Genomic DNA, 22269 nt, shown 5'->3' on the forward strand with positions numbered 1-22269 from the left:
GTGGCACGATGAGGGGATGAGCGACTACACGACGATCATCAGCGAGACGCGAGGACGCGTCGGCTGGCTGACCCTGAACCGGCCCGAGGCTCTGAACGCCTTGAACTCGACGCTCGTGACCGAGCTCGCCGACGCGGCGACGGCCTTCGACCGGGACGAGGCGATCGGGGCGATCGTCGTGACCGGCTCGGAGCGCGCGTTCGCGGCGGGCGCGGACATCAAGGAGATGGCGGGAAAGAGCGCGCGGGATATGTCGATGGACAACCCCTTCGCCGCGCTCGAGGAGTTCGCCCGGGTGCGCACCCCCGTCGTCGCGGCGGTCGCCGGGTTCGCGCTCGGCGGCGGGTGCGAGCTGGCGATGATGTGCGACATCGTGCTGGCCGCCGACACCGCGGTGTTCGGGCAGCCAGAGATCGACCTCGGCGTGATTCCGGGCATCGGTGGGACGCAGCGGCTGGCGCGTGCGATCGGCTACTACAAGGCCGCCGAGCTCGTGTTGACCGGGCGGCGGATGCCGGCGGACGAGGCGGAGCGTGCCGGCCTCGTGTCGCGCGTTGTTCCGGCGGCGCAGCTGCTCGACGAAGCCGGCGCGGTGGCCGATCGGATCGCGTCGCGATCGCTCCCTGTCGCCTATGCCGCAAAGCAGGCGCTGCGCGCCTCGCAGGAGACGACCGCGGCCGAAGGCCTGCGTCTCGAACGGACGCTCTTCGCGTCGCTGTTCGCCCTCGAGGACCAGAAGGAAGGCATGGCGGCCTTCGCCGAGAAGCGCAGCCCCGAGTTCCGACACCGCTGACCTTCTGCGGTGCTGCTCGAACGCGGGTCCGCCGCACGCCGACGGGTGACGTTGATCGTGATCGTCGGCGTGGCCGTGGTGCTCGCGGCCGCGGGGGCGGTCGCGTCTGCGCGCTGGATACTGAGTCTCGATGCGATGCGCGGGTTCGTCGAGCGGTACCCGGGCGCATACTCGCTGCCGGCTGGGGCGCCCGTCGGGATTCCGCCGTGGCTCGCGTGGCAGCACTTCTTCAACGCCTTCCTGATGGTGCTGATCATCCGCACGGGTCTGCAGGCGCGGAAGGAGAAGCGTCCGAGGGTGTTCTGGTCGCCGCGGGGCCGTCCGAAGCGCCGGACGAGCCTCACGATCTGGTTCCATCAGGCGCTCGATGTCCTCTGGATCGGCAACGGCGTCGTGTTCGTGATCCTGCTCTTCGCGACCGGACAGTGGATGCGCATCGTGCCGACGAGCTGGGAGGTCGTGCCGAACGCGGTGTCGGCGACGTTGCAGTACGTGTCGCTCGACTGGCCGACGGAGAACGGCTGGGTCAACTACAACAGCCTGCAGCAGCTCGCGTACGCCACGACCGTGTTCGTCGCAGCCCCGCTCGCGGTGGCCACCGGAGCGCGGCTGAGCACCGTCTGGCCACGCGGCGACGGGAGGATCAACCGCCTGTATCCGATCGAGTGGGCGCGACGTCTGCACGTGCTGGTGATGCTCTTCTTCGTCGTCTTCATCGTGACCCATGTCGCTCTCGTCCTGGCCACGGGAGCGCTCCGCAACCTCAACCACATGTATGCCGCACAAGGATCGGCGGACCCGACGGCCTACGCCGACAACTGGACCGGCTTCTGGCTGTTCGTCCTGTCGCTCGGCGTCATCGTCGGTGCGTGCGTCGCCGCTCGTCCCGCCGTTCTCGTACCGATCGCGCGCCTGTTCGGCACGACCGTCACCCGTTGACGCGCGTGGATGCCGCGCGGTGTCGCAGCCCTGACCGGCTTGGCCGCCGTCAAAAGGGTGGCGGTTCATCCGGCGGTGGTCCGCCGGTTCCGGCATCCGGTGGAGGATCGGGGGTGGCGATGGTGAAGCACACCGCGGGTATGGGGACGTCTTCGCGGTAGACCCGGCCGAGGGGTGAGGTCCATTCCAGGACCCCGCCGCCGATCTGCCGGACTTCCCACTTGGTGAATTGCTTCATGGAGTGGTGTCTTTGGCAGAGGTGGGCGAGGTTGAAGATGTGGGTGTGCCCGCCGAGGGCGTGGTCGATGGTGTGGTCGAGTTCGCAGCGGATCGCGGCTCGTCGGCATCCGGGGAACCGGCAGTGCTGATCCCGGGCCATCAGGAGTTTCTTCATCGATGCGGTGGGCCGGTACGTGTCGATCTCGACCGGTGTGCGGGTGACGGGGTCGATGAACAACCGGTCCCACTCGCTGACCTGCCCGGCGAGCTGGCGGACCGTGTCGGCGTCGACGAGGCCGGCGCCGACTGCTTCGGCGGGGTGCTCGTCGCGCCCCATCAGGGTTTCGGCGGTGACGGCGACTTGCACGCGTGCCCGGATGGCGCCGAGCCCGCCGGCCCGGTCGGTCCCGTAGGTCGGATCCACCACGGGTGCTCCACCGAGGACGAGGTCGCCGAGGATGTCGGCCCGCAGCTGATCCATCGTCCGCGTATCGGCGGGCTCAGCCGCCCCGGCAACATCCTCGCCACCCGCCCCGGCACCACCAGCGCCCGCGCCCGCCGCCCGGGCATCCTTCACCGACTGCCCCATCTGCGTGAGCCGGTCGAGCATGCCCGCGGCGATGACGGTCGGGAGGTTGGCTACGAGGTTCGACATCCCGTCCGTGCCGTGGAACACCCGTACGCACCGCTCCGCCGCCGCGGTCTTGTGCCGCTCGGTGAACACCTGCGGGTGAAGCCGGGCCGCCAGAGCCTCCAGCGTCCCCCGCACCCGGGAAGGCACATCCCGCTCGCACACCCCGACCGCCGCTTCTGCATACGACTCCCGCACCTCATCCGGCACCCCGGCACCCACCCGCACGACCACATCGACGTGGCCGCGTTCGATCCGCCGCGCAACCCACGCGTCGAACACCGCGGGGTAGTCGTCGATGACCGTCATCGCGTGGTCGATCTCACCCTGCAGGCGACGATCCGTCAGCCGCGCCATCCCCGCGGCTTCGGCCGCGACCGACCGCAGCTCCATGTCCGACGCCATCCCACGAACCCCATCACGGCGCGCGTCGTGCAGCGCGGCGTGGCCCAGATCGGCCAGCGCTCGGGTGCGGGCGACGTCGGCGGCGTGCGAGAGCTCGAGCGCCTCGGCATACCGCGAGAAAGCGAGCGCCTGCGACGGCGCGGGGGTTCCGCGTCCCGTTTCGCCACCCCGGCCATTCGCTGTCATGTTCCCATCATGCCAGTGGGTTACGACATCCACGTCGAACATATGTACGATTGTGGGTAGCTCGCTACTGAGCTCGACCGGGGAGGAAAGACGCCGGTCACGCCGAACAGCCGACGCCGAACAGCCGACGCCGAGCAGCCGAGGCCGCTAGCCGAGGCCGAACAGCCCGCCGCGGCCAGTCAGCCCGCCGCAGCCGGGCGGGCCGCAGCGGGGGCGAACTCCGGCTCAGCGGACGAAACGGACCTCGGTCAGCGTCTCGCCGAGGAAGGGCTCGGTGTGCGTCTGCCCGTCGAGCGTGAAGCCGTTGCGCTCGTAGAAGCGGTGCGCGCGGGGGTTGTCCTCAGCGACCCACAGGTAGATGCCCTCGTCCTTCTCGACGGCGGCGTCGAAGAGGCGCTGGCCGATGCCGGTGCCGTGCCACGCGTCGAGGAGGTAGATGAAGTAGAGCTCGCGCATCCGAGGGGCGTCGCGATCGCGAGCCGGGCCCGACCCCACGAAGCCGACGATCTCGCCGCGGACCAGCGCGGCGTGCATCCGGAAGTCCTCGCCCTGCGCAGCCCAGTGCGTCCACAGCTCGGCGAGTCGCCGGGGCGAGACGCTCTGGAGTGCGGCGGTGCTGATGAGGTGGTCGTAGGTCTCGTGCCAGCAGGTCGCGTGCACGCGCCCGAGGGCTTCGGCGTCGACATCCCGCACCGGACGGACGACGATGTCGGTCTGCAGTTCGGCTTCCATGGCCAGACTCTACGCGCGGGGGGCGGTGGCGTGAAATCGAGCGAGGCGGGTTGCGGCCGGGGTCATCGGGCACCGGCCCCGGCCCCGTCGCCGACCGCAGCCGCGGCCTCGTCGCTCGTCGCCGCCTCGATCGAGACCAAGCCGACCTCTCCGGGCGTCCACCCTGCCGCGGCCAGGCGGTCGCGGAGCGCCTCCTCGACGGCAGCCTGGTCGCCGTCGATGCGCACCCGCGTTCCCGTCCGCATCGCGTCGACGACCGCATCCGGATCGAGCGTCCGAGCTGCCGCGACCAGGTCGTCCTTCATCCGATCCGCCCGGGCGGGGCCGAGCGCGGCGCGCACGATGTCGAACGAGACCAGCGCGACCGCCCATGTCGGTCCCCGTTCGCGTTCGAGCCTCGCGGCGGCACGCTCGCGCTGCGCCGCCAGCGCCGCGCTCCGGTCCGACAGGATCATCAGCAGCGCGACTCCGGTGAGGAGCACGAGCGCAGCCCCGGCGACGGTCGTGGGCACGACCGACAGTGCCGCGCGGTAGAGGGGCGAATCCCATCCCGCCGTGAGCCCGACGACGGCGCGGCACACGGAGAAGACCCCGTACGCCGCCATGGTCACCGCGAGCAGCCGGGACCCGCGTCTCGCGGCGATGGCCGGCTGCCTCGCGGCCGCGCTGGTCAGCCCGCAGGCGACAGCCACGACCACGACCTTCACCGCGAGGGATGCCGGCATCCCGACCGTCGTGGACACGACGCCGACGACCGCTGCGAGCGAGACCGCGATGCCGGCGCGGGCGAAGACGCCGCCGCTCAATGAGCCCAGTCCGGCGAAGACCAGACCGGGCGCCAGAACCATGGCGATGTCGCTGATGACGAGGGTCGCGGCGTCGCCGGTCTTCGTGTGCACGAGGTACAGCAGGCTCGCCGCCGTCGCCGAGAGTGCCCCGACGATGCCGAACCGCAGCAGTCCGCCACGGCGGCGCCAGCTCGGCCGCAGGGCGAGCAGCCCGACGAGTCCGGCGATGGTCGCCAGGCACGCGCAGACCAGCGCGACGCCTGCTGTCAGCACGGCCCCCACCCCCTCGCGCACCGGCCCGTGAGCGCGCTCACTCGCAACCTACGCGCTGCGAGGGCCGGGAGAAAAGCTCCTGAGCATCCTGGTGTCGAAACCGGCCTGCTATGGTCGTGTCCCGACACGGGGTGCCCGCGACCGCGAGCTGAGATCAGACCCGTCGAACCTGCTCCAGTGCAATGCTGGCGAAGGGATGTCGAAATGCGCGATGTCGTGCCCACCGTCCGAGGACCGGAAGCGGCGCTCCGAGCGCTGCGGGATGCCGTTCCGCTCACCCACTGCGTGACCAATGCCGTCGTCACCGGGTTCACCGCGAATGCGCTGCTCGCGCTCGGGGCGAGTCCTGCCATGGTCGACATCGCCGGTGAAGCGGGGATCTTCGCCGGGATAGCCGACGGCGTCCTGGTCAACCTCGGTACCCCGAATCCGCAGCAGCAGGCCAGTGCCCGAGAGATCGTGGCGGCGACGCGACGGTGGGTGCTCGATCCCGTCGCGGTCGGGATGCTGCCGATCCGCACCGCCCTCGCGGCGGAGCTCGTCGCCGCTCGTCCGGCGATCATCCGGGGCAACGCCTCGGAGGTCGCGGCGGTCGCCGGCGGCGGCTCCGGTGGGCGCGGCGTCGACAGCGTCGACGATCCTGACTCGGTGCAGGCTGCGGCCGCCGACCTCGCGCGCCGGACCGGGACGGTGGTCGCGGTGTCGGGAGCGGTCGATCTCATCACGGACGGCGAGCGGGTCGCGCGGGTACGCGGGGGAGATCCCCTGCTGACCCGAGTCACCGGCGGAGGCTGTTCGCTGGGCGCGACGATGGCGGCCTTCCTCGGCGTCGTCGAGCCGTTCTCGGCGGCGATCGCCGCGTCGGTCGTCCACAAGCAGGCTGCCGAGGCCGCGGCATCCGCCTCATCCGGCCCCGGCTCGTTCGCCGTGGCGTTCCTCGACGCGCTCGCGGCGCTGACCCCCGGAAACCTCGACGAGTCTCGGGTCGAGACGCACCTCGCGGCCGCGGCCGCGGAGGCGACGCGGTGACCCGCCGGGTCGATCTCGCTCTGCACCTCGTCACGGATGATCGGCTCGATGTCGACGCGCTGCCGTCGATCGTCGACGCCGCCATCGACGGGGGCGTGACCGTGGTGCAGCTGCGCGACAAGAGAGTGAGCGCTGCGGAGCTCATCCGCCGGGCCCGGATGCTGTCGGACGTGATCGCCGGACGGGTCCCCCTGCTCATCGACGATCGTGTCGACGTCGCCCTCGCCGCGCGCGACGCCGGGGCACGCGTCGACGGGGTGCATCTCGGCCAGAGCGACATCCCGCCCACGACCGCTCGGCGAGTCCTCGGGGCGAGCGCGGTCATCGGGTGGACGGCGAACACCGAGGCGCACCTGCGGGCCGCTCATGCGATGCCGGACGGCACGCTCGACTATCTCGGGGTCGGGGTGATCCGGCCGACGGCGACGAAGGCCGACCACCCGCCGGCCCTCGGCGTCGACGGATTCGCCGAACGCGCCGCGGCCACGCCGCTCGCGTGCGTCGCGATCGGCGGCGTCCGGCCCGACGACGTCGCTCCGCTCCGGCGCGCCGGAGCCGCCGGGGTCGCCGTCGTCTCGGCGATCTGCGGAGCGGCCGATCCTGCCGCCGCGGCCCGTGCCTTCGCCCGCGGGGCGGACCGGTGACCGCGGGGGCACCGGCGCCCCGGGGGCCTCGCGTGCTGAGCATCGCCGGCACCGACCCCTCGGGCGGCGCCGGCATCCAGGCCGACCTGAAGTCGATCGCCGCGATGGGCGGCTACGGCATGGCCGTCGTCACGGCGCTCGTGGCGCAGAACACCCGCGGTGTGCGGGCGGTGCACGTGCCTCCGGCTGAGTTCCTGCGCGCGCAGCTCGACGCCGTGGGCGACGACGTCGAGATCGACGCGATCAAGATCGGGATGCTGCACTCCGAGCCGCTCGTCGCGGTCGTCGACGACTGGCTCGCCCGCCGGGGCGATGACCTCGTCGTGCTGGACCCCGTCATGGTCGCCACGAGCGGCGACCGCCTGCTCGACACCGCCGCGGAGGCTGCGATCCGCGCCCTCTGCCGGCGCGCCGCCCTCGTGACGCCCAACCTCCCCGAACTGGCGGTCCTGGCGGAGGAGCCGGTCGCGCGGTCGTGGCCGGATGCGCTCGCGCAGGCGCAGCGCTTCGCCCGTGCGTCAGGTGCGGCCGTGCTCGTCAAGGGCGGGCATCTCGCCGGCGAGGACTGCCCCGACGCGATCGTGACGCCGGACGGCGTCGCCGCAGAGGTCGCGCGCCGCCGCATCGCCTCGACCAACACGCACGGCACCGGGTGCTCCCTGTCGTCGGCGATGGCGACGCTCGGCGCGAGCGGAGTCGACTGGACCGACGCCCTCCCGCGCGCCACGGCGTGGCTGGCCGGTGCGATCACGGCGGGCGCGGCGCTCGGCGTCGGGCGGGGCAACGGCCCCGTCGACCACCTGCACGAGCTGCGCCCGCACCTCCCGTCGCCCGTGTCGTGGACAGAGCGCGCCTGGGCCGAGGCCGCTCCGCTCCGGGCAGCCGTCGACGCGTGCGCCTTCGTCGACGGGCTGCGCACGGGATCGCTCGATGAGCAGGTGTTCGCCTGGTACCTCGAGCAGGACGCGCTGTACCTCTCGGAGTACGCCCGCGTGCTCGCCCGCGCGAGCGCCCTCGCCCCGCGAAGCGAGGAGCAGGTGTTCTGGGCGGAGGCCGCCGCCTCCGCGATCGCGGTCGAGTGGGAGCTGCACCGCTCGCGGATCGGAGCGGATGCCGCCGACCCCGGCCCCGTGACGCTCGCGTACACCGATCACCTGCACGCCGCATCCGCCCGCGGCTCGTACGGCGAGCTGGTCGCCGCCCTCCTGCCGTGCTTCTGGCTCTACTCCGATACGGGCGAGCGGTTCGCAGCGGCATCCCACCCGCAGCATCCCTATCGGGACTGGCTCTCGACCTATGCCGACCCCGCGTTCGCCGCGTCGACCCGTGCCGCGATCGAGATCGTCGACCGGGCCGCCGCAGACGCATCGGCGTCCGAGCGCGAGCGGATGAGCGTCGCGTTCGCGAGGTCGATGCGACACGAGCTCGCCTTCTTCGAGGCCCCCGTCGCAGCGCTGGTCGGCGGAACGCGGGCGGGAGGGGCTGTGCGCGGGGCCTAGTCTGTGCTCATGCCGAAGGGAAGAGCCGGCCGAGCCACCATGAAGGATGTGGCGGCGCTCGCCGGAGTCTCGGCGAAGACGGTCTCCAACGTGCTGACGGGCACCGCGGTCGTCCGTCCCGAGACGCAGCAGCGCGTGGAGTCCGCCATGCGCGAGCTCGACTTCGTGCCCAATCTCAGCGCCCGCGGCCTGCGGAACGGCCGCTCCGGTGTCATCGCCATCGCGCTGCCGGATCTCGCGACGGCGTACTCCGCCGAGATGCTGCATCACCTCGTCGATGCGGCGCACCAGCGCGGCTATGCGGTGCAGATCGAGGAGACGGCGCTCGAGCCCGAGCGGGAGCGCGACCTCGTCTCGCGGGCGCGACAGCATCTCGTCGACGGTGTCGTGCTCAACCCGATCCGCATCGAGGACAGCGTGGTCGACCGCGACGAGCGGCTGCCGCCCGTCGTGCTCATCGGCGAGGTCGAGCAGCACGTCACCGACCGGGTCCTCGTCGACAGTCGCGCGGGGGCTCGCGACGCCGTCGCGCATCTGGTGGCGCGGGGGGCGCGGCGCATCGCCGCGATCGGGGGCGACGACCAGCCCGAGCTCGCCACGGCGACGAGCCGCCTGCGCCTCGCGGGCGTGCGCGATGCGCTGGCCGAGGCGGGCCTCGCGCACGACCGGCGTCGTGAGATCAATGTCCTGCCGTGGAACATGGAGGCCGGCGCGATCGGTGTCCGGACGCTGCTCGAGCGCCGGGTCGACGTCGATGCCGTGCTCTGCTTCACCGACTCGATCGCGGTCGGCGCGCTGCACGAGCTGGCGCGTGCGGGCTTCCGGGTGCCGGACGACGTGCTCGTGTGCGGCTTCGACGACATCGAGCAGTCGCGCTACACCACGCCCGAGCTGACGACCGTGTCGTTCGACCGCGTCGAGTTCGCGCGCGCGACCATGGCGCTCCTGGAGGAGCGCATCGCGGCGCGTGACATCCCGGTCCGCGCCGTCGCGATCGCGCATCGCGTCGTCGCCCGGGCCAGCACGGGTGCGTCGCCGCGGGGCGTGTCCGCGCAGCGGTGACGTCCGGCCGCAGCGCGCGGATGGCAGCATCCGGCATTTTTCTTGCGCATTGATTACATCGATGTAAAAGTAGGAGAGTCCTTGGTTGTCACGATGTCGTGCCGTCACAAAGGAGTGACCGATGGCCCCACCCCTCGAACTCAGTCGGCGCCGGTTCCTCACCGGAGCCGCCGCCCTCGCCGGAACCGCCTTCCTCGCCTCGTGCGCCGGTCTCCCCGGCGCCACGGGTGCTCGCACCCTCCAGTTCTGGCACCTGCTCTCCGGCGCCGACGGCGTCACGATGTCGGGCCTGATCGACGGCGTCAACGCCGCGCAGTCCGACTATCGCGTGCGCCCCACGGTGCTCGCCTGGGGAGAGCCGTACTACACGAAGCTCGCGATGGCGGCCGCGGGCGGGCGAGCGCCCGACGTCTCGGTCATGCACGCGTCGCGCGTCGTCGGCTATGCGCCGGGCGGGCTGCTCGACACCTGGGACACGGGGCGCCTGGCCGACCTCGGCGTCGACGCGAGCACCTTCACCGACGCCATCTGGCGAAAGGGGTTCATCGGCGACGACCTCTACAGCGTCGCGCTCGACGCGCACCCGTTCATCCTGATGTACAACACCGACATCTGCGCCGAGGCGGGCGTGCTCGACAGCGACGGCAAGCTGCTGCCGATCACGTCGCCCGACGACTTCCTCGAACTCGGACGGGCCGTGGCCGCGGTCTCGGAGTCTCACGGGCTGTCGTTCGGCTATCTGGGCGACGGTGCGCAGATGTGGCGTCTGTTCTACACGCTCTACACGCAGCACGGCCTCGAGATCGAGCTGCCCGAGGGAGGCACGGCGGAGATCGACGAGGATGCCGCGGTCGCGGCGCTCAGCTTCATGCAGCAGCTCCTCGACGACGAGATCGCCTCGCGCAGCGCCGACTACCAGAGCGCGATCGCCGAGTTCGCCACCGGCCGCAGCGGACTGTTCCTCACCGGCGTCTGGGAGCTGCGCTCGATGCAGCAGCAGAATCTGCCGATCGACGCCGCGATCATCCCGGCCGTGTTCGGCACCCCGTCGGTCTACGCCGACTCGCACTCGTTCACACTGCCGCACCAGAGCGCACCCGACGAGGAGACCCGCGATCTCGTCTACCGCTTCGTCGCCGACATCCTGAAGGGCTCGTTCGACTGGGCAGGCGCCGGGCACATCCCCGCCTACCTCCCCGTCACGCAGTCCGCCGCCTATGCCGACCTGCTGCCGCAGGCGCACTACGCCGAGGCCGCAGAGCTCGTCCGGTACGACCCGCCGGCGTGGTTCACCGGCTCGGGCTCGCGCTTCCAGGCCGACTTCGGCGCCGCCGTGCAGAACGTCCTGCTCCAGGGCGCCGACCCGGCCCAGGCGATCGCACGCTTCCGCGCGGGGGTCGACCTGCGCCTGCAGACGCCGAACCCGGCCGCACCGGAAGGAGCCCGCGCATGACCCTCGACACCGGATCCGGCCGCGCCGGTCTCGCCGACACGGCCGCGACGCGGACGATCGTCACCGGCGACCGCACGCGGCGGCACCGTCACGTCGGCGACCGCGGAGAGCAGCGCATCGCCTGGACCTTCCTCGCGCCGTTCCTCGCCGCCTTCCTTCTCTTCCTCGTGTGGCCCCTGCTGCACGGGCTCTATCTGAGCTTCACCGACCAGTCGCTGACGGGCGCCGGCGGCTCGTTCATCGGCATCGCGAACTACGTCGAAGCGCTCGGTGACCCCGTCATGTGGCGCTCGCTCGGCAACACCGCCTGGTTCACGGTGCTCTCGACCGTGCCGCTGGTCGTGCTCGCCCTCGTCATGGCGCTGCTCGTGCAGCGCGGCCTGCCCGGGCAGTGGCTCTGGCGGCTGTCGTTCTTCATGCCGTACTTGCTCGCCTCCACGGTCATCTCGCAGATCTGGGTGTGGATCTTCAACCCGCAGATCGGCGCGGCCAACGGCATCCTCGAGGCGTTCGGGCTCGAGCCGATCGCGTGGCTGCAGAACCCCGACACCAACATGCTCGCGATCGTCGTCGCGACGGTGTGGTGGACGATCGGCTTCAACTTCCTGCTCTACCTCGCGGCCCTCCAGAACATCCCCGAGACCCAGTACGAGGCCGCATCCATCGACGGTGCGGGGGAGTGGCGCAAGCTCTTCTCGATCACGATCCCGCAGCTCGGGCAGGTCACCGTGCTGATCGTCATCCTGCAGGTGCTGGCTTCGCTGAAGCTGTTCGATCAGGCGTACCAGATGCTCGGAGGCATCGCGAGCGAGACGACCCGCTCGATCGTGCAGTACATCTACGAGTCCGGGTTCGTCGGGTACCGCTTCGGCTACTCGGCGGCGATCTCGTACGTCTTCTTCGCCGTGATCGTCCTGATCGGCGTCATCCAAGCCCTCGCCACCCGTCGCCGGAAGGAGCACTCATGAGCGCCGCCACCGCCAGCTCCACAGCCACGCGCGCCGTCGTCGCCCCGGGGGTCGGCCCCGATCCGCGGAGCCGCAAGCCCGGTCAGCGCCGATTCAGCGCGATCAACGTCGTCGCCTTCATCGCCCTCGCCCTCATGGCGATCGGCTGGCTGCTGCCGTTCCTGTGGGCGGTCGCGACGGCCTTCAAGACCGAGACGGATGCCGCATCGGGCGCCGGCGGCTGGGTGGGCGAGAGCGGGCCCACGACCGAGGCGTTCACCTCGATCCTCTCGCAGGGCAACGTCTGGGTCTGGGCCGGCAACAGCCTCTGGACCTCCGCCGTGATCACCCTCCTCACCGTCGCGATCTCGGCCGTGGCCGCGTACGCGTTCTCGCGGCTGGAGTTCCGCAGCAAGAAGTTCCTCTACGGCGCGGTGATCGCCTCGATCGTCATCCCGCCGCAGGTGCTGATCATCCCGCTCTTCTACGAGATGCTCGCCTTCAACCTCGTCGACACCCCGTGGGGCCTGATCCTGCCGCAGGTGGTCGCCCCGGCGATGGTGTTCATCCTCAAGAAGTTCTTCGACCAGGTGCCGATCGAGCTCGAGGATGCCGCGCGGGTCGACGGCGCCGGACGCTTCCGGGTGTTCTGGTCGATCGTGCTGCCGCTGTCGCGGCCGATCCTCGGCGCCGTCGCGATCTTCATGTTCATCGGCGCGTGGAACAACTTCCTCTGGCCATTCCTCATCATCAACGACACGACCCTCATGACCCTGCCGGTGGGACTCCAGACCGTCATCAGCGCTTACGGCGTGCAGTACGCGCAGGTGATGGCCCAGGCCGTGCTCGCCTCCGTGCCGCTGATCGTCGTCTTCCTGGTGTTCCAGAAGCAGATCGTCCGCGGCGTCGCCACGACCGGTTTCGGCGGTCAGTGACCGGCGCGCCCGCGCCGTCGCCCGCCCCGGCATCCCCACCCCGAAAGAACAGGAGCATCATGCCCCGCGCCCGCATCGTCCTCGATCGCGACTTCACCGTGGCCGACGTGCCGCGCCGCCTCTTCGGCTCGTTCGTCGAACACATGGGCCGCTGCGTCTACACCGGCATCTACGAACCCGGTCACCCGCAGGCCGACGACCGCGGCTTCCGTCGCGACGTCCTCTCGCTCGTGAAGGAGCTCGGCGCCACGGTCGTCCGCTACCCCGGCGGCAACTTCGTCTCGGGCTACAACTGGGAGGACGGCGTCGGTCCCGTCGCCGACCGTCCGCATCGGCTCGACGGCGCCTGGCACACGGTCGAGACCAACGCGTTCGGGCTCCACGAGTTCGTCGACTGGGCGCGCGAGGCCGAGGTCGAGGTCATGGAGGCGGTCAACCTCGGCACGCGCGGTGTCGACGAGGCCCGCGCGCTCGTCGAGTATGCCAACCACGCCGGCGGCACGTACTGGTCCGACCTGCGTCGCCGCAACGGCGCAGCCGCCCCGTTCGACATCCGCCTGTGGTGCCTCGGCAACGAGCTCGACGGGCCGTGGCAGATCGGCCACAAGACCGCGCACGAGTACGGCCGGCTCGCGCAGGAGACGGCCAAGGCCATGCGCCTGGTCGACCCCGACATCGAGCTCGTCGCGGTGGGGTCGTCGAACCGGCAGATGCCGACCTTCGGCACGTGGGAGCACACGGTGCTCACCCACGCGTACGACGAGGTCGACTACATCTCGATGCACGCCTACTACCAGGAGGACGGGGGAGATGCGGCATCCTTCCTCGCCGAGGCGGTCGACATGGACGCCTTCATCGACGGCGTCGTCTCGACGATCGACGCGGTGAAGGCCGCGGGCAAGCATCGCAAGCAGGTCGACATCTCGTTCGACGAGTGGAACGTCTGGTATCAGCGCGGCCTCGACACCGAGGACCAGCCGCACATCGTCTCGGCGTCGAAGGAGTGGCGTGCTCACCCGCGCCTCATCGAGGACACCTACAACGTCACCGACGCCGTCGTGGTCGGGACGTTCCTGCACAGCCTGCTGCGTCACGGCGACCGCGTGCGCATCGCCAACCAGGCGCAGCTGGTCAACGTCATCGCCCCGATCCGCTCGGAGGAGGGCGGACCGGCCTGGCGACAGTCGATCTTCTGGCCGTTCGCCCGCATGTCGCAGCTGGCGCAGGGCCGCGTGCTGCGCCTCGCGATCGATTCCGACCAGACGCCGACGGCGAAGTTCGGCGATGTGGATGTCGTCGACGCGGCCGCCACGTGGGACGAGGCGACCGGCCGCGTCGCGCTGTTCGTGGCGAACCGCTCGCTCGAGTCCGAGACCGAGGTGTCGCTCGAGCTGCGCGGGCTGGGGGCCTCGGGCGTCGCGTCGGCCGAGGTGCTGACGGTGCCCGAGGGCGGCGACCGGCGGTCGGCCAATACGGAGCACGACCAGGATGCCGTCGGCCTCGTGCCTCTGCGCGGCGTCGGCCTCGACGAGGGCGTGCTGCGGGCGACCCTGCCCCCGCTGTCGTGGGCGGTGATCGTGCTCGACACCACCCGCGCCTGACCGCCACGAGGGCCGACGCTTTGTGGAGGGAGTACAACGGATGCCCGTGGAAGCACCGGTGATCCGATAGCGTCGGCCCTCGTGAACGTGTGGCTCCGGACCCTGCTGACGATCTGGCGAGCGAAGCGACAGCTGCGCAGGAACGGCCCGCGACCGCTCATGGCGGTCGGCCGGGTGAAGCTGCGGACGCTGCCGACCGACATCGATCTGCTCGGGCACATGAACAACGGGCGGTACGCCTCGCTGTTCGACCTCGGCCGGTTCGACCTGCTGGTGCGCAACGGCATCTGGGACACCTTCCAGGAGAAGGGCTGGTACGGCGTCGTCGCGAGCAGCACGATCACCTTCCGGAAGTCGTTGAACCTCTGGCAGCGCTTCACGATCGAGACGCGCCTGCACGGACACGACGACAAGTCGGTGTACATGGTGCATCGTGCGGTCGTCCGCGGCGAGGTGTACGCCGAGATGGTCGTGCGGTCGCGGTTCCTCCGTCGCACGGGCGGCATCGTGCCCCTCGACGAGCTGTTCGACGTGCTCGGCCGACGCGACGACCTGCCGCCGCTCGAGCCGTGGATGACCGAGTGGGCCGCCGCGACGGCGCTGCCGTCGACCCGCGCCCAGGCGCCCAGCGTCTGGGAGTGATCCCCCCGGGCGAGGCGCCGCCTCGCGGCGGCACTCGCGACATAGGCTGACGGCATGTCCGACACCGCTTCGTCCGGCACCACCCCGCCGGGCTTCCCCGCCGACGATCCCCTCGCCCAGCAGGCAGTGGACCTGGCTCGGAAATGGGTGCACACGTCGGCCGATTTCCCCGCGGATGCCGCCGCGCAGCGCCTCGCCGGCGTGCTGCGCGACCCGAACGGGCTGCCCTTCACGATCGGCTTCGTCGACGGTGTGATGCGCCCCGAGAGCGTGACCGCCGCAGCGACCCGGCTGCACCACGTCGCCCCGCTCGTCCCCGAGTTCCTGCCGTGGTACCTCCGCGGTGCCGTGCGCGTCGGCGGCGCCGTCGCCCCGATGCTGCCGACCCCGGTCGTGCCGATCGCCCGCACGGCGCTGCGCGAGATGGTCGGACACCTCGTCGTCGACGCTCGACCCCACAAGCTCGGCCCGGCGATCGCCCGGATCCGCGAGTCCGGGGCCCGCCTCAACCTCAACCTCCTGGGCGAGGCCGTGCTCGGCGAGGACGAAGCCCGCCGCCGGCTCGCGGGCATCCACGAGCTGATCCGCCGCGACGACGTCGACTACGTGTCGGTCAAGGTCTCGGCGATCGTCAGCCGCATCTCGATGTGGGCGTTCGACGAGGTCGTCGCCGATGTCGTCGAACGGCTGCTGCCGCTCTATCTGAGCGCTGCCGAGGACGGCACCTTCATCAACCTCGACATGGAGGAGTACCGCGACCTCGACCTCACGATCGCCGTCTTCACCCGCCTGCTCGAGGACGAGCGGCTTCGGGGCCTCGAGGCGGGCATCGTGCTGCAGGCCTATCTGCCCGATGCCGCCGACGCGCTCGACGAGCTGACGGCGTGGGCGCAGGCCCGCGTCGCCGCCGGGGGAAGCCGCATCAAGGTGCGGCTGGTCAAGGGCGCGAACCTCGCGATGGAGCGCGTGGACGCGACGATCCACGGCTGGCCGCTCGCGACCCACGCGAGCAAGCTCGACGCCGACGCGATGTACCTCCGCTGCCTCGACCGCGCCCTGCGGCCGGAACGCAGCGCGGCGGTGCGGCTCGGCGTCGCCGGCCACAACCTCTTCGACATCGCCTACGCCTGGCTCCTCGCCGGCGAGCGCGGCGTGCGCGACGACATCGAGATCGAGATGCTGCTCGGCATGGCTCAGGGTCAGGTCGCCGCGGTCACGAGCGACGTGGGCCACGTGCTGCTCTACGTGCCGGTCGTCCGGCCCGACGAGTTCGACGTCGCGATCAGCTACCTCGTCCGCCGGCTGGAGGAGAACGCCTCGAGCGAGAACTTCCTCTCCGCCGCGTTCGACCTCGCGACCGATGCGAGCCTGTTCGAGCGCGAGCGCGACCGGTTCCTCGCCTCGCTCGAGCGCGCGGCCGACCCGGCGCTGCCCAGTTCGCCCAACCGCACGCAGGACCGCACGCTCTCGCTCCGACCCATCGCGCCGCAGCGCATCACGCGCGACCCCGCCGAGGGTGACGACGGTCTCACGCAGGCGGTGCTCGGGATCGCCGACGCCGCCGGCCGCTCAGACGACACGACGGCGCTGGGCCAGCGCGACGACGTCCTGTTCGGCGGTGAGCGTTTCGTCGAGACGGCGGTGTACGCGCCCCGCGAGACGCGCCGCGCACCGGCATCCGGGGCCCCCGGTTTCGCCAACACCCCCGACTCCGACCCCGCGCTCGCGGTCAACCGGGAGTGGGCCCGCGGCATCCTGTCACGGATCGCCGGGAGCACGGCCGGTGACGAGACGATCGCGGCGGCGCGGGTCGACGACGCCGGAACGCTCGACGAGATCGTGGCGCGGGTCGGGTCGGCGGCATCCGCCTGGGGCGCGATGGCGGCAGCCGACCGCAGCGCCGTGCTGCTCGCGGCCTCGCGAGCGCTCGAGTCGCGCCGGGCCGAGCTCATCGAGGTCGCCGCATCCGAGACCGGCAAGGTGCTCGCCGAGGCCGACGTCGAGGTCAGCGAGGCGGTCGACTTCGCCGCCTACTATGCGGCGACGGCGCGCGAGCTCGACCGGGTGAGCGGTGCCGTCTTCCAGCCGGCCTCCGTGACGGTGGTCACCCCGCCGTGGAACTTCCCGCTCGCCATCCCCGCCGGCGGCGTGCTCGCGGCCCTCGCGGCCGGCTCGGGCGTCGTCTTCAAGCCCGCGCCGCAGGCCCGGCGCTGCGCGGCGGTCGTCGCCGAGGCGCTGTGGGATGCCGGTGTGCCCCGCGACCTCCTCGCGCTGGTCGACATCGACGAGGGCGATCTCGGCCGACGCCTCATCACCCACCCGTCGGTCGACCGCGTCATCCTCACCGGTTCGTGGGAGACGGCGGCGCTGTTCCGGTCGTGGCGGCCCGAGCTGCCGCTGCTGGCCGAGACCAGCGGCAAGAACGCGATCATCGTCATGCCCTCGGCAGACCTCGATCTGGCCGCGTCCGATCTGATCAAGAGCGCGTTCGGGCATGCCGGTCAGAAGTGCTCCGCCGCGTCGCTCGCGATCCTCGTCGGGCCGGTCGGCCGGTCGAAGCGGTTCGCGCGTCAGCTCGTCGATGCCACCCGTTCGCTGCGGGTCGGCCCCCCGACCGATCCGCGCAGCGAGGTCGGACCCGTGATCGAGCCGCCGCAGGGCAAGCTCGAGTGGGCGCTCACCTCGCTCGAGGACGGTGAGCGCTGGCTCGTCGAGCCGCGTCGTCTCGACCTCGGCGACGACACCGCGGGCCGGTTCTGGTCTCCGGGCGTCAAGGTCGGGGTGAGTCCGGGGTCGCGCACGCACCTCGAGGAGTTCTTCGGTCCGGTGCTCGGCATCATGCACGCCCGCACGCTCGAGGAGGCGATCGAGCTGCAGAACGCCGTCGCCTACGGCTTGACCGCAGGCCTGCACACGCAGGACGCCGCCGACCTCGCCACCTGGCTCGACCGGGTCGAGGCCGGCAACCTGTACGTCAACCGCGGCATCACGGGCGCCATCGTCCAGCGTCAGCCCTTCGGTGGCTGGAAGCGGTCGTCGGTGGGCGCGGGAACGAAGGCCGGGGGACCGAACTACCTCATCGGTCTCGGCTCGTGGCGGGCCTCGAGCGGGTCGGCGTCCAGCACGCTGCACCTGCGCGGTCTCGACTCGCGCATCACGACGATCATCGAGTCGGCTCAGCCCACGCTCGACTACGAGTCGTTCGAATGGCTGCGGCGGGGTGCGCTCTCGGATGCCGTCGCGTGGGACCGCGAGTTCGGCCAGGTGCGCGACGTGTCCGGCCTCGGCGTCGAGCGGAACCTGTTCCGGTACCGCCCGGTAGACGTCGCCGTGCGCGCGTCGTCGGACGCCACCTGGCAGGCGGTGCTCCGCGTGATCGTCGCGGGCGTGCGGGCCGGGTCGGGCGTGACGCTCAGCTCGCCGGTGGGCCTGCCTGCCGAGGTGCGGCGGGCGCTCGGCGAGGTCGACATCTCGGTGTCGGTCGAGACGGACGGCGAGTGGCTGCAGCGCATCGCCGCGGCGGATCGGCGCCCCGGCCGCATCCGCCTGGTCGGGTCGCGCGACGCGGTGGCCGAGCTGCGGACGGCGATCGCGGGGGCGACCGAGGGCGATCCGGATGTCGCCGTCTACGCCGACGAGGTCACGACGGCCGGCCGCATCGAGCTGCTGCCGTTCGTTCACGAGCAGTCCATCACGATCACGGCGCACCGCTTCGGCAACCCCGACGACTGGTCCGAGGCGGTCATCTGACGTGCGGCTGCGGAGCCGTCTCGGTAGCGTGGCGGGATGACGGATGACGCAGCCGCTGCACCCACGATGATCCTCGCCCGCCTGTCGGTAGAGCGCGAATCGCTCCTCGGCGCCGCGTTCATCGGGCTCGGGGCGGTGGGGCTCGCGATCGCCGTCATCGCGTTGGCGTTCTCGCCGTCGCTCAGGCTGCCGGTGCTCGTGGGCGTCGGCGCGGGGGCGGTGCTGCTCGTCCACGGCATCCTGCGGCGTTCGGCTGCCGCCCGCGCCGCGGCCGCGCTCGACCGGCTTCAGTCCGCCCCGGCCTCCGCCTCTCGCTGAGCCGCGTCGAACTGAGCTGGGGGCGCTGCGCGAAGCCCCTCGGTGAACGCGTCGAGTACCGCGGTGACGTGGGCGTCGAGCGACGCTGCCGTCGGCTCGGGATCGAGGCCGAGGAGGCGCCGACGGTGCGGTTCGCCGAGCAGCGCGCCGAAGAGGTGCGCGGCGCGGCGCTCGTCGCCGCCCAGCTGAGAGGCAAGATAGCGCTGCGCCGCGAGGGGGCCCGCGTCGTAGAACGCGCGTGAGATCGCGTGGTCGTCGAGCGCGACCGCGACGGCTGCGCGGTGCAGGCCGACTGCCCGGTCGGCGAAGAGCGCGGTCGCGACCAGGGTGCAGGCGTGCCGGAGGTCGCGCGCTCGGATGTCGAGGTAGCCGTGCACATCGGTCACCGCGGCGCGGAGGAGTGCCGGCTTGTCGCCGATCCGGTCGTAGATCGTGCGCTTGGTCACGCCCGCCTCCTGCGCGATCGCATCGAGCGAGGCGGCGTGGAAGCCGACTGCGACGAACAGCCGCGCCGCGACGGCGATGATGCGGGCGTCGCGTGCGGCCTGCTCGTGGGCGGGCGGCCGTCCGCGGCGGCGATCTCCGGGCGAGGGCATGCCGACAGGCTAGCAGAATGATACGGTGGCGTTTCATTAAGGAGGCGCCATGGACGAGATCGTCTGTCACATCGCGATCGCCGACGACTGGGGCATGAGCCGGAAGTTCGGCGAGTACGAGGTCGCGACACGGGGTATGCCCTGGGAGCCGGGCGGCCACATCCGGGCCTGCGACCCCGCGGACGTGGCCGATGTCGTCGCGACGGTCTACGCCGACGTGCGGCTGCCGCTGCTGCGGATCGACTGCAGTGTCGAGGGTCTCGCGCGCAGCGGCATCGAGGTGACGCGGGTGGACGGCCGTCCCCGCATCCTCGGGCCCATCCCGATGAACGCGGACGTCGTCGTCGGCGAGCATCCCCTCACCGCCTGAGGTGGACCGCACGCGCGACGGCCCGCCCCGGTCGGAGCCGGGAGCGGGCCGTCGCGATGGGTGCGCGGGGGATCAGCCGCCGATGCCGACCGAGTGCGACAGGCGTGCGCGCTCGTCGCCGGAGAGCTCGAGGTCGACAGCCTTCGCGCTGTCGACGATCGACGCGGCACGACGCGCTCCCGGAATCGGGATGACGGTGTCGCCGAGTCCCAGCTCCCACGCCAGCACGACCTGCTGCGGGCTCACGCCGTGGGCGCGGGCGACCTCGCCGAACACGGCGAAACGATCGCCGATCGAGCGTGCGCCACCGCCCGTGCCGCCCAGGGGGCTCCAGGGGAGGAACGCGATGCCGCGGTCGGCGCAGTAGCGCAGCTCGTCGTAGCTTCCGGGATGCCGCGGCGAGAACTCGTTCTGGACGCTCGTGAGGTTGCCCTCGCCGAGCACCTGCTCGGCGATCTCGATCTCTTCGACGCTCGCGTTCGAGATGCCGACCGCGCGGATCTTGCCCTCCTGCTGCAGCGTCTTGAGGTTCTCCATGACCTCGCCGTAGACCATCCAGCGGTCGGGCCGGTGGTACTGGTAGAGGTCGATCACGTCGACCCGGAGTGCTCGGAGCGAGGCCTCGACCGCCTTCCGGAGGTAGTCGAGCGAGCCGTCCCGGCCCCACTTCTCGCCCTCGCTGCGCGTGATGCCACCCTTCGTGGCCACCACGATCTGCGAGCGGTCGCCGCCCCACGTGGCGAGGGCCTCGGCCATGATCTCCTCGTTGTGCCCCATCGTGTCCCAGCTCGGGGCATAGATGTCGGCGGTGTCGAGCAGGGTGATGCCCGCGTCGAGCGCGGCGTGGACCGTGGCGACGGCATCCTCGCGGTCGGGGATCTGCTTGTCGTTGTTCATCGAGACGGGCATCCCGCCCAGGCCGATGGCCGAGACGGTGAACGGTCCGAGGGTGCGCTGCTGCATGGGTCTCCTTCGACGATTCGCGGGTGGTGTGGATCCAGCCTGTCAGGCGTGACGGCGAACGGGCAGGACCTTGCGCATCGGACCGCGATGTCTCTCAGCGGAGCCCGAAGGGCCCGGGGGAGAATGGATGCCGGCCGCCCGGCGACCCGCCGCCGCGTGCGCGACCGCCGAAGCCAGGAGCCCGAATGACGATCGCCGACCACCACACCGCGCCCGACGTGAGCGAGAGCGGCAGCTCGAAGCGCGCCCTCGCGGGACCCGCGCCGCTGCTGCCGGTCATGGCCGCGACAGGCGAGGGAGCGTGGGTGACAGACGTCGAGGGGCGTCGCTACCTCGACCTGACCGCCGATCCCGCGCTCACCTTCGGGCACCGCCACCCCGCCCTGCTCGCCGTCGCGACGGAGCAGCTCGGACGGTTGACCGCCCTGAGCGCCGTCGTCGCGGACGACCGCGCCGACGGCTTCGCCGACGCGCTCGCCGCGCTGCTCGGCGCCGAGGCGGTGCTGCCGGCCGCCACCGGGCCCGACGCTCTTCGCGCCGCCGTCGAGGCGGCGCTCGGCGCAGCGCCCCGGACGACCGTCGTGGTCGCGGCGGGCTCGCACCCCGAGCTCGCGGCGTCGGGTGCTGTCACGGTGCCGTTCGGCGACATCGACGCGCTCGCCGCGGCGCTCGACGACACGGTCGCCGCCGTCGTCCTCGAGCCCGTGCAGGTCGCAGCGGGAGTCATCGCCGCACCCGCGGGGTACCTCGAAGCCGTGCGGCAGGCGTGCGCCGACCGCGGGGTCGCCCTGATCCTCGACGAGACCCGCAGTGGCCTGGGCCGGCTCGGCGACACCGTCGCGCTCGCCGGGGACGGGGAGGCGCCCGATCTCCGCGTGCTCGGCCCGGCCCTCGGCGGAGGCATCGTGCCCGTCGCCGCCGTCGTCGGGAGCCGTGCGCTGCTCGACGCGGCCCGCGGTGCGGCATCCCCGTCTCCGCTCGCGAGCGCCCTCGCGCACCGCGTGGTCGAGATGCTCGAGGCGGGCGAGCTGCAGACCCGGGCCCGTGCGCTCGCCGAACACCTCGCCGGGCGGATCGAGACGCTCGCAGGGGCGGGGGCCGTCGCCGTGCGCTCCGCAGGGGTGTGGGCGGGCGTCGACCTCGACCCGACGGTCGTCACCGCCGCTGAGGTCGCGCGGCGCCTCGTCGCGCGCGGTGTCCTCGTCGATGTCGCCGGTGACGCGACGATCGTGCTGGCCCCGCCGCTGGTCATCCGGGCGACCGAGCTCGACTGGGCGATCGAGCAGCTGCGCGTCGTGCTCGCGGCCTGACCCCCCCCGGGCCGCGATACATCTGCAGGACCGGTGGGGCTGGTGTCTACGCCCGCCGACAGCGGGACGACATCAGCCCCACCGGTCCGACGGATGCATCGCCGAACCTCCGCGCCGGATGTCAACCCGGCGGGCGAAACGAGCCGGGAAACACTGACGCAACACAGCCCGGATTAGGCTCGCA

Annotated in this window: 20 protein-coding genes and 1 riboswitch; of the genes, 15 read left to right on the top strand and 5 right to left on the bottom strand. The window is 71.8% G+C overall.

Translation table 11 applies throughout. The features are described 5' to 3' along the window. The first annotated feature begins 16 nt into the window (after nt 1-16). Entirely contained in the window at nt 17-793 is a 777-nt protein-coding gene (locus CI089_RS08935; RefSeq protein ID WP_094261136.1) for an enoyl-CoA hydratase-related protein, read from the top strand. Nucleotides 794-838: 45 nt separating this feature from the next. After that, nucleotides 839-1732, top strand: a complete 894-nt coding sequence (locus CI089_RS08940) for a cytochrome b/b6 domain-containing protein (RefSeq protein WP_256977700.1) — start codon at nt 839-841, stop codon at nt 1730-1732. Nucleotides 1733-1781: 49 nt separating this feature from the next. On the opposite strand, the gene CI089_RS08945 is transcribed toward CI089_RS08940, so the two are convergent. The 3 genes from CI089_RS08945 to CI089_RS08955 all read right to left on the bottom strand — a co-directional run bounded on the left by CI089_RS08945 (nt 1782) and on the right by CI089_RS08955 (nt 4966). Further along, nucleotides 1782-3173, bottom strand: coding sequence for an HNH endonuclease signature motif containing protein (locus CI089_RS08945; RefSeq protein WP_094261137.1), 1392 nt, complete (start codon nt 3171-3173; stop codon nt 1782-1784). A 225-nt stretch (nt 3174-3398) separates the two neighbouring features. Further along, the gene (locus CI089_RS08950; protein ID WP_094261138.1) at nt 3399-3905 is read right to left on the bottom strand and encodes a GNAT family N-acetyltransferase; all 507 of its coding nucleotides are present in this window, start codon (nt 3903-3905) and stop codon (nt 3399-3401) included. A gap of 62 nt (nt 3906-3967) precedes the next feature. Beyond that, nucleotides 3968-4966, bottom strand: a complete 999-nt coding sequence (locus tag CI089_RS08955) for a hypothetical protein (RefSeq protein WP_143738961.1) — start codon at nt 4964-4966, stop codon at nt 3968-3970. Nucleotides 4967-5083: 117 nt separating this feature from the next. Next, a riboswitch (TPP riboswitch) is annotated at nt 5084-5180 on the top strand. Here CI089_RS08955 and thiM point away from each other — a divergent pair. The 11 genes from thiM to CI089_RS09005 all read left to right on the top strand — a co-directional run bounded on the left by thiM (nt 5171) and on the right by CI089_RS09005 (nt 18846). Then, nucleotides 5171-5995, top strand: a complete 825-nt coding sequence (gene thiM / locus CI089_RS08960; protein WP_094261140.1) for a hydroxyethylthiazole kinase — start codon at nt 5171-5173, stop codon at nt 5993-5995. It overlaps the preceding riboswitch by 10 nt. After that, nucleotides 5992-6639: a thiamine phosphate synthase gene (thiE, locus tag CI089_RS16440; protein WP_179223279.1), complete on the top strand. Its 648-nt coding sequence runs from the start codon at nt 5992-5994 to the stop codon at nt 6637-6639. Before thiM ends, thiE begins: the two co-directional genes overlap by 4 nt. A 32-nt stretch (nt 6640-6671) precedes the next feature. Then, on the top strand, nt 6672-8138 hold the full coding sequence (gene thiD / locus CI089_RS08965; protein WP_256977703.1) for a bifunctional hydroxymethylpyrimidine kinase/phosphomethylpyrimidine kinase: 1467 nt from the start codon (nt 6672-6674) through the stop codon (nt 8136-8138). A 9-nt stretch (nt 8139-8147) separates the two neighbouring features. Then, complete coding sequence (locus CI089_RS08970) at nt 8148-9200, top strand: LacI family DNA-binding transcriptional regulator (RefSeq protein ID WP_094261326.1); 1053 nt, start codon at nt 8148-8150, stop codon at nt 9198-9200. Between the two features lie 121 nt (nt 9201-9321). After that, nucleotides 9322-10653 carry an extracellular solute-binding protein gene (locus CI089_RS08975; RefSeq protein ID WP_094261141.1) on the top strand — a complete coding sequence of 444 codons (1332 nt, stop codon included), beginning with the start codon at nt 9322-9324 and terminating at the stop codon, nt 10651-10653. Continuing rightward, on the top strand, nt 10650-11621 hold the full coding sequence (locus CI089_RS08980) for a carbohydrate ABC transporter permease (protein ID WP_023952636.1): 972 nt from the start codon (nt 10650-10652) through the stop codon (nt 11619-11621). The genes CI089_RS08975 and CI089_RS08980 overlap by 4 nt, the downstream gene beginning before the upstream one ends. Beyond that, complete coding sequence (locus CI089_RS08985) at nt 11618-12535, top strand: carbohydrate ABC transporter permease (protein ID WP_094261142.1); 918 nt, start codon at nt 11618-11620, stop codon at nt 12533-12535. Before CI089_RS08980 ends, CI089_RS08985 begins: the two co-directional genes overlap by 4 nt. A 59-nt stretch (nt 12536-12594) precedes the next feature. Next, nucleotides 12595-14136 carry an arabinosylfuranosidase ArfA gene (arfA, locus tag CI089_RS08990; protein ID WP_094261143.1) on the top strand — a complete coding sequence of 514 codons (1542 nt, stop codon included), beginning with the start codon at nt 12595-12597 and terminating at the stop codon, nt 14134-14136. 81 nt (nt 14137-14217) lie between these two features. After that, nucleotides 14218-14778, top strand: a complete 561-nt coding sequence (locus tag CI089_RS08995) for an acyl-CoA thioesterase (RefSeq protein ID WP_094261144.1) — start codon at nt 14218-14220, stop codon at nt 14776-14778. A 54-nt stretch (nt 14779-14832) separates the two neighbouring features. Then, the gene (locus CI089_RS09000; RefSeq protein ID WP_094261145.1) at nt 14833-18528 is read left to right on the top strand and encodes a bifunctional proline dehydrogenase/L-glutamate gamma-semialdehyde dehydrogenase; all 3696 of its coding nucleotides are present in this window, start codon (nt 14833-14835) and stop codon (nt 18526-18528) included. Nucleotides 18529-18564: 36 nt separating this feature from the next. Then, complete coding sequence (locus tag CI089_RS09005) at nt 18565-18846, top strand: hypothetical protein (protein ID WP_094261146.1); 282 nt, start codon at nt 18565-18567, stop codon at nt 18844-18846. Here the strand turns inward: CI089_RS09005 and CI089_RS09010 are convergent. Then, nucleotides 18816-19442 carry a TetR/AcrR family transcriptional regulator gene (locus CI089_RS09010; protein ID WP_094261147.1) on the bottom strand — a complete coding sequence of 209 codons (627 nt, stop codon included), beginning with the start codon at nt 19440-19442 and terminating at the stop codon, nt 18816-18818. The genes CI089_RS09005 and CI089_RS09010 overlap by 31 nt on opposite strands. A 49-nt stretch (nt 19443-19491) precedes the next feature. Here CI089_RS09010 and CI089_RS09015 point away from each other — a divergent pair, with 49 nt between their 5' ends. Beyond that, the gene (locus CI089_RS09015; RefSeq protein ID WP_094261148.1) at nt 19492-19812 is read left to right on the top strand and encodes a hypothetical protein; all 321 of its coding nucleotides are present in this window, start codon (nt 19492-19494) and stop codon (nt 19810-19812) included. 72 nt (nt 19813-19884) lie between these two features. On the opposite strand, the gene CI089_RS09020 is transcribed toward CI089_RS09015, so the two are convergent. Continuing rightward, a complete protein-coding gene (locus tag CI089_RS09020) occupies nt 19885-20775 on the bottom strand; it encodes an aldo/keto reductase (RefSeq protein ID WP_094261149.1) in 891 nt (296 codons plus the stop codon). A gap of 185 nt (nt 20776-20960) precedes the next feature. Here CI089_RS09020 and CI089_RS09025 point away from each other — a divergent pair, with 185 nt between their 5' ends. After that, nucleotides 20961-22085: an aminotransferase class III-fold pyridoxal phosphate-dependent enzyme gene (locus CI089_RS09025; protein ID WP_094261150.1), complete on the top strand. Its 1125-nt coding sequence runs from the start codon at nt 20961-20963 to the stop codon at nt 22083-22085. Nucleotides 22086-22269: the final 184 nt, after the last annotated feature.

The organism is Microbacterium sp. Yaish 1 (genome assembly GCF_002245215.1).
Classification (GTDB): Bacteria; Actinomycetota; Actinomycetes; order Actinomycetales; family Microbacteriaceae; genus Microbacterium.